Source organism: Rhodococcus sp. BP-241 (assembly GCF_019836145.1).
Lineage (GTDB): Bacteria > Actinomycetota > Actinomycetes > Mycobacteriales > Mycobacteriaceae > Rhodococcoides.
This window is the reverse complement of record NZ_JABUEI010000001.1, coordinates 98,125-111,946: the sequence shown is the minus strand read 5'-3', so window position 1 is coordinate 111,946 and position 13,822 is coordinate 98,125. Positions and strand designations below refer to the sequence as shown.

Below are 13,822 nucleotides of genomic sequence, written 5' to 3'. Positions count from 1 at the left end.
GTTGGTAAGTCTCACCCATCCACGACGGGTGGTTGAGCGAATGCCACATACAGCTCAGTACAGAGTGCGACCACGGTCGGGGACACCGGAAGTCACACACAGCACGCAGACGTGCGGCCGAATCGGCCGCGGCGTCAATGCTCTCTGCGTCCGTTCGGTGGAAGTGTGCGTCGTCTCGCACAGCCCGGGGAGCAGGACCGCTCCTCGGCCACGGGACCGACGAGGAGGAGCGAACGATGACGACGTCGGACAGCGCACCGAGAACCACCGAACCGGCCGACACGACACCTACCGTGAACCGGACAGCGTCCGATCCCTTCCCGCTCTCCCCGGCGCAGGCCAGCCTGTGGTTCGCCCAGAAGCTCGCTCCCGAGGTTCCCCTCACCGTCGCGCAGTACGTCGACGTGCAGGGTGACCTCGACATCGACCTGCTCGAGCGCGTGGGTGCCCGCGCGGCCGCGGAACTCCAGTCCGGCGAGATCAGGCTCGTGGAGATCGACGGTCAGCCGTATCAGGTCGTCGACCCGGCAGCCACCGTGCGCACCACTCGGCTCGACGTCCGGTCCGAGGCGGACCCGATCGCCGCGGCCCTGGCCTGGATGCAGAATGAGATGCGCTCCCCGGTCGATCTGGACCGCGATCCGCTGACCGTCAACGTCGTCTTCCGCGTCGAGGACCACCGCTACTTCTGGTACACCCGCATGCACCACATCGCCGGTGACGGATACGGCGCCGTCACCGCCATGAAGCGCGTCGCCGAGCTGTACACCAACGAGCAGGCCGGTGTTCCCACCCCGGACAGCAAGGCCGGCGACCTGGCCACGCTCTACGCGGCAGAACGCGCGTATCGCACCTCCACCAGGTTCGAGACCGACCGCGCCTTCTGGCAGGACACGCTCCAGGGTCTGCCGGACACCTTCTCCCTCGCCGATCGCACCGCCCCGGCCGCGCCGAGTCGCCTGCGACTCAACGGTGTCACCGACGAGACCGTCGGCGACATGCTCACCTCCGCGGAGGAGCGATTCGACGCCAGTGCCGCTGCCGTCGTGGCCGCGTCCTTCGCCGCCTACCTGCACCGGGTCACCGGGCGCGCCGACGTCGTCATGAGTCTGCCGGTGTCCGTCCGCACCACCGCGGCGCTGCGCCGCTCGGGCGGCATGGTGTCCAACGTCGTACCGATCCGCGTGCACATCTCGCCCGACATGAACATCGGCGACCTGGTGTCGTCGGTGACCCTCGAGATCACCGGTGCGCTGCGCCACCAGAAATACCGCCACGAGGACATCCGCCGCGACCACGGCAGCTCGACCATGCACCGCGGGTTCTTCGGACCCATGGTGAACATCATGCTGTTCGACTGGACCGTCGGTCTGGGCGATCTGGTGGGCCGGCTGCACCTGCTCTCCAGCGGTCCCATCGAGGACTTCACCTTCAACGTCTACAACAGCGGCGGCAACTCGCTGAACATCGACTTCGAGGGCAACCCGTCGCTGTACGACGAGGACACCCTCGCCGCCCACCATCGGCGGTTCCTCGCCTTCTTCGAGAACTTCCTGGGACGCGGGGCACGAACTCGCGTCTCCGGTCTCGACGTCGTGCTGCCCGACGAGTACGACCGTGTGGTCACCGAGTTCAACGACACAGCCGTGAGCGTTCCGCGGACCACGCTGCCCGCGCTGTTCGACGCACAGGTGCGGCGCACCCCGGACGCGACGGCCCTCGACTTCGCCGGCACCGCACTGACGTACGCGGAACTCGATCGTCGCTCGTCCCGCCTGGCGCGGGCGTTGATCGCCCGCGGCGTCGGACCCGACGTGCTCGTGGGCCTGGCCATGCAGCGCTCGCTCGACCTCGTCGTGGCGATGTACGCGATCGAGAAGGCCGGCGGCGCCTACGTACCGCTCGACCCCGATCATCCCGCCGAGCGTCTCGGCCACGTCCTCGACACCGCCCGGCCCGCGTGCGTGCTGACGGTGTCCACGCAGGGTGTCGTCCTGCCCGACACCGCTGCACGCGTCGACGTCGACATGCTCGATCTCGCCGGCCTCGCCGACACGCCGGTCGGCGACAGTGAGCGCACGGCGACTCTGCGACCCGATTCGCTGGCGTACGTGATCTTCACGTCGGGTTCCACGGGCCGCCCCAAGGGTGTCGGGGTGTCGCACCAGGCGATCGTCAACCGACTGCTGTGGATGCAGAACGAGTACTACCTCGGCGCCGACGACGCCGTGTTGCAGAAGACTCCGGCGACGTTCGACGTCTCGGTGTGGGAGTTCTTCTGGCCGCTCCAGGTCGGCGCCCGCCTGGTGATCGCGGAGCCCGACGGGCATCGCGACCCGCGCTACCTCGCCTCGATCATCGCCGGATCGGGCGTCACCACGGCACATTTCGTGCCCTCGATGCTCGGCGCCTTCGTCGCTGAACTGCGCGCGTCCGACGCCCGGCTCGGTGACCTGCGCCAGGTGTTCTGCAGCGGTGAGGCACTGCCCGCGGAGACGGCATCGGCATTCCGCTCGCTCACCGGGTCCGCGCTGCACAACCTCTACGGGCCGACCGAGGCCGCCGTCGACGTCACCTACTGGGAGGTGACCGACGCCGACGCCGTCACGGTGCCGATCGGACGGCCGGTGTGGAACACCGCGTTGCAGATCCTGGACGCCCGGCTCGAGCCGGTTCCGGTGGGAACGGCGGGCGAGCTCTACCTCGCGGGCGACCAGCTCGCCCGTGGCTACGTCGGTCGGCCCGATCTGAGCGCCGATCGGTTCGTCGCCGACCCGCTGTCGGCGCACGGCACCCGCATGTACCGCACCGGCGACCTGGCGCGTTGGCGGGCCGACGGCGCCGTCGAGTACCTGGGCCGCACCGACTTCCAGGTCAAGATCCGCGGACTGCGGATCGAGCTCGGCGACGTCGAGGCGGCTCTGGTCGCGCATCCCGCCGTGCACCACGCGGTGGCCGTGGCCCACGTCGACGAGCGCGGCGAGACCACGCTCGTCGCGTACGTCGCACCCGAGCCCGGAACCGACGCGGCGAGCGTCGAGGTCCGCGCTGTCGCCGCGACCGTCGCCGACCGCCTCCCGTCCTACATGGTGCCGTCGCTGGTGATCGTTCTCGACGCACTTCCGTTGAGCGCCAACGGCAAGGTCGACCGCAAGGCACTGCCGGAACCGGTGCGCCGCCGGGCCGACGTGCCCTCGGTCCCGCCGCGCACAGAGGTCGAGCGACGCATCGCCGAGACCATCGCCGACGTGCTGGACGTCCCCGCTCCCGGTGTCCACGACAGCTTCTTCGAGATCGGCGGCAACTCGCTGCTGGCCACGCGCGTGGTCTCCCGCATCAGCGCCGAGCTCGGTGCCGACGTGGGCATCAAGGACCTCTTCGAGGCGCCGACCGTGGCACGTCTGGCGGATCGCGTCGCCCATGCGCCCGTGGTCACCACCGGGCCGCCGCTGGTCGCAGGACCTCGCCCGGATCGCATTCCCCTCTCGCTCGCCCAACAGCGACTGTGGTTCCTGAACCGGTTCGACTCGGCGTCCCCGGCGTACAACATGCCGTTCGCCATCACGCTGCACGGCGACCTCGACGCGGACGCTCTGACTGTCGCGCTCGCCGACGTTCTGGAGCGCCACGAGACGCTGCGCACCGTGTATCCCGACTCCGCCGACGGTCCGCACCAGGTGGTGCAGGACCCTGCGCACCACGACCTCGCGCCGATCGACACCGACGACTCGGCGCTGGCCGACACCGTGCGGGAGTTCGCGTCTCACGGATTCGACGTCACGCGGGAGCACCCGGTCCGCGTCCGCCTGTTCCGCACCTCGCCGACGTCGCACACGCTGGCCGTGGTGCTGCACCACATCGCGTCGGACGGGTTCTCCTTCGGCCCCCTCGCGACCGATGTCATGACCGCCTACGCTGCGCGGACGCAGGGGAGTGCGCCGCTGTGGGCACCGCTCGACGTGCAGTACGCGGACTTCACGCTCTGGCAGCACGCCGCACTCGGAGACGAGAACGATCCGACCTCGATCCTGCGCAGTCAGATCGACTACTGGACCGCGCGGTTGGACGGCCTGCCCGACACGCTCGAGCTGCCGACGGATCGCCCCCGTCCCGCTGCACCGTCGCACCGCGGCGGCGCCCACGACTTCCACATCGACGCCGATCTGCACCAGCAGCTCCTCGTGCTCGCATCGGACACCTCGGCCAGCCTGTTCATGGTGTTGCACGCGGCACTGTCCGCGCTGCTGGGACGGCTCGCGGACTCGGACGACGTCGCGATCGGGTCGCCCATCGCCGGTCGCGGCCACCGCGCGCTCGACGGACTCGTCGGCATGTTCGTCAACACACTGGTGCTGCGGTCGACGCCCGCGCCGCACGTCCCGTTCACCGAACTCCTCCGCGAGGTACGCGATCACGACCTCGAGGCGTTCGCCCGCGCGGACGTCCCGTTCGAGCGTGTCGTCGACGCGGTGGCACCGGAACGCTCGACGTCGCGCCACCCGCTGTTCCAGGTCGTTCTCTCCTTCGAGAACCTCGCGCCGGTCCGCGTCGAGATGGCCGGACTGGATGTCGAGGTCGCCGAGATCGACTCCGGCACAGCCAAGTTCGACCTCACACTGCAGCTCTCGGAGCGCACCACGGTCGACGGTCGGCCCGACGGGGTCGATGCGCGCCTGGGCTACGCCCGCGATCTGTTCGACGACGCGACAGCCGCGACGATGGCGCAGCGACTGGTGTCCGTCATGCGATCGGTCGCGGTGGATCCCACCCGAGCGATCGGCGACATCGACCTGTCCACGTCCACCGACGCTCCTGCCGTCCTCGTGGGCGCGGCAGCCGGGCCCACCTCGTCGCTCGCCGACATCCTCGTCTCGGCCGCGCGGCGCGATCCGTCCGCCACCGCCGTCGTCACGGCGGACGGCTCCGTCACGTACGGCGAACTCGACGACGCGTCGGACCTTCTGGCGCACGCGTTGATCGCCGAGGGAGTCGGCCCGGAATCGATCGTGCCCGTGTGCCTCGAGCGCTCGATCGACTCGATCGTCGCGACCTGGGCCGTGACGAAGACCGGCGCCGCCTTCCTCCCGGTGGATCCGCGCTACCCGGCGGACCGCATCGAGCGCATGGTCACCGACGTCGCCGCGTCCCTCGGCATCGCTGCCGCGGGAGCCGCACTGCCCGTCGCGGTCCGGTGGGTCACCGTCGATCACCGATCCGACGAGTCCTCGGCGGCACTGCCCGTACGGGTGCGCCCGGAGAACCCGGCATACCTCATCTTCACGTCCGGATCCACGGGCACCCCCAAGGCGGTCGTGGTGCCGCACCGCGGCCTCGCCGACTTCGCCCGCGAGCAGGTGGCGACCTACCGAGTCGGACCGCGATCGCGCACACTGCATTTCGCCTCGCCGAGTTTCGACGCCTCGATCCTGGAACTGCTCATGGGATTCGCCGCGGGCGCGACCGTCGTGGTCGCCGGTACCGACGTCTACGGCGGCGACCGCCTCACCGCACTGCTGCGTGATCAGCGGGTGACCCACGCCTTCGTCACCCCTGCTGCTCTCGAGACGGTGGACCCTGCGGACCTCGACGCTCTGACCTTCGTCGGGGTCGGCGGCGACGTCTGCAGTCCCGCCCTCGTCGAACGGTGGGCGCCCGGCCGCCGCATGCTCAACCTGTACGGGCCGTCCGAGGCCACCGTCGTCGCGACCCTGACACCGCCGATGGCACCCGGCTCGCCCGTCACCATCGGCGCCCCGCGCCGCGGTGTCGACGTGCGGGTGCTCGATCGTCGTCTGCGCCCGGTGGTCCCCGGAGTTCCCGGCGAGCTCTACCTGTCCGGGCCGGCGCTGGCCCGCGGGTACCTCGGGCGCCTGCCGCTGACCTCCACCCGCTTCGTCGCCGATCCGTTCGGCACGCCGGGTGACCGTATGTACCGCACCGGCGACGTCGTCGCCGCCGTGACCACCACCGCGGGAACCGAACTGGTGTTCCGCGGCCGAGCGGACGACCAGGTCAAGGTGCGGGGCCACCGCATCGAACTCGCCGAGATCGACGCGGTGCTCCAGCGTCATCCGTCGGTCACGTTCTCCATCACGAGCGTGCAGAACGCGGGCCGGGCCGACGCCCGCCTGGTCTCGCACCTCACGCTCGCGCCTGGCGCCGCCGGAACCGAACCGGTGCTCGAGCACGCCCGCCGCACCCTGCCCGGGTACATGGTGCCGTCCGCGGTGGTCGTGCTCGACGAGGTGCCCCTCACCCCGTCGGGCAAGCTCGATCGCCGCGCGCTGCCCATGCCCACACCGGAGACGACGGAGGCGGCGTACCGCGAGCCCCGCACCGAGACCGAGTGGACCGTCGCCCGCGTGTTCGCGGACGTCCTCACGGTGCCCCGGGTCGGTCTGGACGACAGCTTCTTCGACGCCGGTGGCAACTCGTTGATGGCGACCCGTGTCACGAGTGCGATCGGCGCCGCGCTGAGCCGGGAGGTGGAAGTGCGCACTCTCTTCGAGGCCCCGACCGTCGAGGCGCTCGCGGCTCACCTCGACGCCGACAGCGGTGCGGCGTCGCGGATCCCGCTCGTCGCGATTCCGGCGGCGAGCCGTCCGGACCGGATTCCGCTGTCGTCGCCGCAGCAGCGGCTGTGGTTCCTCAACCGCTTCGACCCCACCTCCGACGCCTACAACATCTCGTTCTCGGTGCACCTGGACGGCGTCCTCGACGCCCCCGCGATGGCACTGGCGTTGGCCGACGTGGTGGAACGGCACGAGAGCCTGCGGACCGTGTTCCCCGAGAGCGATCACGGACCGCACCAGGTCGTCGCACCGGCAGTACCCGCACCGCTCACGACGACCGTCGTGGACCGCGGCGACGTCGCGGACGCGCTGACCCGGTTCGCCCGTCGCGGGTTCGATCTCACGGTCGAGACCCCGCTGCGCACCACTCTTCTGTCGATCTCCGAGACGGAGCACGTGCTCGGTCTCGTCGTACACCACATCGCCGCGGACGGGTGGTCCCTCGGACCGCTGACCCGCGACGTCATGGTCGCCTACGCCGCCCGCATCCGGGGAGCTGCCCCGCAGTGGACCCCACTTCCGGTGCAGTACAGCGACTTCACCCTGTGGCAGCGGGCCGTGCTCGGTGACGAGGCCGACCCGGAGAGCCGGGCACACCGCGACCTCTCCTTCTGGACCGACACTCTCGCCGACCTTCCGGACGAGTGCACCCTGCCCGGCGACCGCGTCCGCCCGGCGGCGCCGTCCCACCGGGCCGGCGTCCACGAGTTCGCCGTCGATCCGGCCGTGATGACCGCACTGTCGGCCGTCGCCGAGCGCCGGGGCAGCACCACGTTCATGGCGATGCACGCCGCACTCGCGGTCACGCTCGCTCGGCTCGCCGACACCCGGGACGTGGTGATCGGCACCCCGATCGCCGGCCGACGCGATCGCGCACTGGACGAGCTGGTCGGCATGTTCGTCGGCACTCTTGTCCTGCGCTCCGACGTGGCGCCGTCCGACACCTTCGCCGACCTTCTCGGCCGGGTCCGCAGCACCGATCTCGACGCGTTCGCCCACGCGGACCTGCCGTTCGAGCGTCTGGTCGACGCTCTGTCGCCGTCGCGGACGGCCGGTCGGCACCCGCTCGTGCAGGTCGTGCTGGCCTTCCAGTCCGACGGTGTAACCAGCGGCGAACTCGACGGTCTCACCGTCACCGCGTCGGAGATCGACCTGCAGCGCAGCAAGTTCGACGTCGAGCTCGCCGTCACGGAGAGCACCGACGCCGACGGTGAGCGGTCGTGGCGGTTCCGCGTCACCTACACGCGCGATCTCTACGACGAGAGCACCATCGCCGCCTTCGCGGACCGTGTCAGCGCCGTGCTCACCACGGTGGCCCGAGACCCGTCGGTGACCGTGGGCGACATCGAACTCCTGTCCCATCAGGAGTCCCGCGAGCTGACGACACGGGCCGGCGAGCGTCCCGGCGCACCGGTACTGCTGCCCGACCTGTGGGCCGCCGTCGCGCGGGAGAACGCGAACACCACTGCACTGGTGCATGATCCGTCCCACGGCGTCGACGTCACGGCTCGGCGGTCGCGCACGTACGCCGAGCTCGATGCCGACACCACCCGTCTCGCCCGGGTCCTCCTCGAACGCGGGGCCGGACCCGAGCGTGTCGTCGCCCTGGCGCTCACCCGGTCGGCGGAGTCCGTCGCGGCGATGCTCGCCGTGGCGATGACGGGCGCGGCCTGGGTCCCCGTCGATCCGCGCTACCCGGCGGACCGCATCGACCACATGCTCACCGACAGCGGGGCCGACCTCGGTGTCTGCACCGTGGCCGACCGCCCGGCGGCAGGACGGGACGTCGACTGGATCGTGCTCGACGACCCGGCCACCGTCGCCGACATCGCGACCCGGTCGACGGAACCCGTCACCGACCGTGACCGGACGTCCACGCTGCGTGTCGACCATCCGGCCTACGTCATCTACACCTCCGGATCGACGGGACTGCCCAAGGGCGTCGCCGTGACGCACTCGGGACTCTCCTCGTTCGCAGAGGTGCAGCGCACGACGTTCGGCATCATCGGAACATCGCGGACCCTGCACTTCGCTTCGCCGAGCTTCGACGCGTCGGTGCTCGAGATCCTGATGGCGATGGGCGCCGGCTCCACCGTCGTCGTCGCCCCGAGCGACGTCTACGGCGGCGCGGAACTGGCCGAACTGATCGACCGCGAGTCGGTCTCGCACGCCTTCGTCACCCCGGCCGCGCTCGCGACCGTCGACGTCGCCGCCGGATCACTGCCGAGTCTCACCACCGTGGTGGTGGGCGGCGACACGTGCTCCGCGGACCTGGTGCGGCGCTGGTCGGTCGGACGTTCGCTGTACAACGGGTACGGCCCGACGGAGGCGACCATCGTCGCCGCCATCGCGGAACTGCGTGCCGACGAACCGGTCACCATCGGTACGCCCATCGCCGGAGTCCGCGCCGTGGTGCTCGACGCGCGTCTGCATCCAGTGCCGGTCGGCGTCACGGGTGAGCTGTACCTGTCGGGTGTCGGCGTCGCTCGCGGCTACCTCGACCGCGCGGGACTGACGGCGGGCCGGTTCGTGGCCGATCCGTACGGCACAGCGGGGGAGCGGATGTACCGCACCGGCGATGTCGTGCGGTGGACTGCGGACGGCCGGCTCGACTACGTCGGACGCTCGGACACCCAGGTCAAGATCCGCGGATTCCGCATCGAGCTCGGTGAGATCGACGCCGCACTGACGAGGGACCCGTCCGTCGGCTTCGCGCACACTCTGGTGCACACCGATGCCTCCGGTCGCGCCTCGCTGGCGTCCTACGTCGTCGCCGCCACCGGACACGACATCGATGTCGACGCGGTCACGGGCGGCGTCCGCTCCGTCCTGCCCGGCCACATGGTGCCGGCATCGATGACGGTTCTCGAGCGCATCCCTCTCACTCCCGTCGGCAAGCTGGACGTGCGGGCGCTTCCCGCCCCGGTCGTCGTGGCCGTCGACCGCACTCACGACGCGCCGGCCTCCGAGACCGAGCGGACCGTCGCCGAGACCGTGGCGGCAGTGCTGGACCTCGACGTCGAGGTCGGACGCGACGACAGCTTCTTCGCACTCGGTGGCAACTCCCTGTTGGCCACACAGGTCGCGTCCCGCCTGGGTTCCACTCGCGGCGTTCGGGTTCCGGTCCGCGCACTCTTCGAGCACCCGACGGTCGCAGCCCTCGCCGCGCACATCGACGGGCTCGCCGAGTCCGCCGGCCCCGCTCTCGAGGCACGGCCTCGACCCGACCGGATCCCGCTGTCCTCGGCGCAGCAACGCCTGTGGTTCCTCAACAGGTTCGACCGGGCGTCGGGGGCGTACAACGTGCCCTTCGCGGTGCGCCTGACGGGACCGCTCGACATCGCCGCGCTGGAGGCCGCGCTGCGCGACCTCGTCGACCGCCACGAGGTGCTCCGGACCGTGTACCCGGACTCGCCCGAGGGCCCGCACCAGGTGATCCTGCCTGCGCACGAGGTGCCGGCGGCGCTGGAGCCCGTCGTGACCGAGCCCTCCGCGGTGACGGCCGCGATCGTCACGAGCGCGGCCCGCGGGTTCGACGTGACCACGCAGGCTCCGCTGCGGGTGGACCTGCTCGAGGTGACGGCCGGGGTCGAGCACGTCCTCGTCGTCACGCTGCACCACATCGCCGCGGACGGCTGGTCGCTGGCGCCGCTCGCCGCCGATCTGCTCACCGCCTACACCGCGCGGTCCACCGGCACGGCACCCGCGACGGAGCCACTGACGGTGCAGTACGCGGACTACACGCTGTGGCAGCGTGACCGGCTCGGCTCCGAGGACGACCCGTCGAGCCTCGTCTCGACGCAACTGGCGTACTGGACGGCGGCGTTGACCGGAGCTCCCGACCGTATCGACATCCCCACCGACCGTCCGCGGCCGAGCGTGCCGTCTCACCGGGGCGGGGTGGTCACCACCACGGTGGGTGTCGACACGCACCGGCGGCTCGTCGACCTTGCGCGGCGGGAGAACGCGACGCTGTTCATGGCCGTCCACACCGCCCTCGCCGTCGTGCTCGGCCGTCTCGCCGGCCGCTTCGACACGTCCGTCGGTACCGCGGTCGCCGGCCGCGGCGACCAGGCACTGGACGCGCTGGTCGGAATGTTCGTCAACACGCTGGTCCTGCGCACGCGGGTCTCGCCGACCGCGTCGCTGACCGGGGCGTTGCAGCACGTGCGCGCGGTCGATCTGGACGCGTTCGCGCACCCCGACGTTCCGTTCGAACGTCTGGTGGACGTGCTGCACCCACAGCGCAGCACGAGCCATCACCCGTTGTTCCAGATCATGTTGTCGTTGCAGGACGACGTTCCGACGACTGCACGCATGGGCGAGGTGACCGTCGACGCGGCCGAGGTGGACGTCGCCGTCGCCAAGTTCGACATCCAGTTCACGGTCACCGACCGGCGCACCGACGACCGGGAGCCGGCGGGGCTGACCGTCACCGCCGACTACGCGACGGATCTGTTCGACGCCGCCACCGTGAGCACCATGCTCGATCGTCTAGTGGGCGTGTTGGGCGTCCTGGCCACCGAACCCGACCGCAGCATCGGCAGCGTCGAGATGTTGACCTCGCAGGAGCGAGCCCATCTGGTGCCCGTGCACGGCGGCGAGACCGATCCTGATCCGTCGCTGACCCTGTCCGAGGTGTTCGAGCAGACCGCACGCCGGGTTCCCGACCGCATCGCGGCGGAGTACCTCGGCGCCCACATCACCTACGGCGAGCTCGACCGACGTTCGACCACGGTGGCCCGAGCTCTCGTCCGGCGCGGTGTCGGACCGGAATCACTGGTGGCCCTGGGCTTCACGCGATCCTTCGACTCTCTCGTCGCGGTCCTGGCCGTCGCGAAGGCCGGCGGCGCCTTCGTCCCGGTCGACCCGCACTACCCGGCCGACCGCGTCCGTCACATGCTGACGGACTCGGCGACCACGTGGGGACTGACGACCGCGGAGCACCGGGCGGCCGTGGACGGAGTCTCGTCGACACGGTGGCTCGTGCTCGACGACGCGGACACCCTGGCCGAGCTGGCTCGTACGTCCGACGAACCCCTCACGCCCGCAGAGCTTCTCGGACCCATCGCTCTCGTGCACCCCGCGTACGTCATCTACACCTCGGGGTCGACCGGGACACCGAAGGGCGTCGTCGTCACCCACGCCGGCCTGTCGAACTTCGCCGGCGAGCTGCGCGATCGATTCGAGGTCGACGAGACGGCACGCGTACTGCACTTCGCGACACCGAGTTTCGACGCCGCCGTCATGGACCAGCTGTTCGCGTACGGATCCGGCGCGACACTCGTCGTGTCACCGCCCGGGGTCTACGGCGGCCGCGAACTGGGCGACCTGCTGGGATCGGAACGCATCACGCACGCCTTCATCACGACCGCGGCATTGTCGACCGCGGACCCGGCGAGCGCGACGTCGTTGCGACACATCCTCGTCGGCGGCGAGGCGTGCCCACCGGAACTGGTGGAGCGCTGGGCTCCGGGACGCTCGCTGTACAACGTGTACGGGCCGACGGAGACGACCATCGTCACGACGATGAGTGCGCCGATGGTGCCCAAGGGTCCGGTCACGATCGGTGGACCGATCCGCGGTGTCGCGGCGCAGGTCCTCGACCGCCAGCTGCAACCGGTGCCGTTCGGCGTCGTCGGCGAGCTGTACCTCGCCGGACCGGAACTCGCTCGCGGATACCTCGGGCGCACGGCGTTGACGTCGTCGCGGTTCGTCGCCGATCCGCACGGCAAGCCGGGTGAGCGCCTCTACCGCACCGGTGACCTGGTGCGCTGGCGCGAGTCCGCCGACGGCGACCCGACCCTGTCCTACGTGGGCCGGACCGATCATCAGGTCAAGATCCGCGGGTTCCGCATCGAGCTGGGTGAGATCGACGCCGCGTTCGACGTGCACGACGGCGTGGACTTCGCGACCACGATGGGCCACGTCCTGCCCTCGGGGGACACCGTGCTGGTGTCCTACGTCCTGCCGCACCGGGAGTCGTCGGTCGACACGGCGTCGCTGCGTCGCCATCTGCAGGAGCGACTGCCCGGCTACATGGTGCCGCAGTCGATCATGCTGCTGGACGAGCTGCCGCTGACCTCCGTCGGCAAGCTCGATCGGCGAGCGCTGCCCGCTCCGGAGTTCGCCGTCACCGGCGAGCATCGCGATCCGGGCACCGCGACCGAGCGCGCCGTCTGCGCTGTCTACGAGGAGATCCTGGGGGTGGCCGGAGTCGGACTCGACGACAGCTTCTTCGAACTCGGCGGCACATCGCTGGTGGGGACGCGCGTGGTCGCTCGACTCGAGGAGACCCTCGGCACGACGGTTCCGATGCAATGGTTGTTCACCGACTCCACGCCGGCAGCTCTCGCCGCGCGCATCGACGACACCGCGCATCTGTCGGCGGACGAGGTCGCGGCGACGGCCACGGCGTCACTGGACATGCTGCTGCCGCTGCGCCCGCAGGGTTCCGCGTCACCGGTGTTCTGCATCCATCCGGCGTTCGGACTGTCCTGGAGTTACAGCGGTCTGCTCGCCCACCTCGACTCGAATCAGCCGGTGTACGGCCTGCAGTCACCCGTCGTCTCGGGGCGCACCGAGGAGTTCGACACGGTCGAGGAGCTGGCCCGGTACTACGTTCGCGAGATCCGGTCGATCCAGCCGCACGGTCCGTACCACCTGCTGGGCTGGTCGCTCGGCGGCCTCATCGCCCACGCGATGACCGTCGAGCTGCAGCGGGTGGGGGAGAGCGTCGCGACGCTGACCATGCTCGACAGCTACGTGCTCGCCGACGAGTACCTCGAGTCGACACCGTCGGTGCGGGATCTCATCGAGGAGTTCACCGGCCACGAGTTGCCGGCAGGCGTGGAACCGACGGTCGCGGAGGCTGCGGCCGCGCTGCGGTCCGAGGGTGGTCCGATGGCGGCGATGACCGTCGACACCCTCGAGCGGCTGTACGCGGGCTACGTGAACGGGACCTCGCTGGCGCACGGGTACTCACCGGGCGTCGTGGACTGCGACGTGCTGTTCTTCACGGCGACCGAGGACGAGGTGAATCGGAACGACGTACGGCGGACCGCCTCGGCCTGGCGTCGACACGTCCGCGGTGCCATCCACGATCACGCGGTGCCGGTCGCACACTCCGCGATGACCGATCCGCAGGCACTCGCGATCATCGGACCGATCGTCGCGCAGCACCTGCGCTGATCTCGGACGGACCCGAGACACACCGAGGGCCCCGGAGCAGATGCTCCGGGGCCCTCGGT

The 13,822-nt window shown here is 70.6% G+C and carries 1 protein-coding gene; it reads left to right on the top strand.

Annotation, left to right across the window (positions count from 1 at the left end; genetic code table 11):
• Positions 1-236 precede the first annotated feature (236 nt).
• Complete coding sequence (locus tag HQ308_RS00495; protein WP_222645201.1) at positions 237-13,763, top strand: amino acid adenylation domain-containing protein; 13,527 nt, start codon at positions 237-239, stop codon at positions 13,761-13,763.
• The last annotated feature ends 59 nt before the right edge of the window (positions 13,764-13,822 follow it).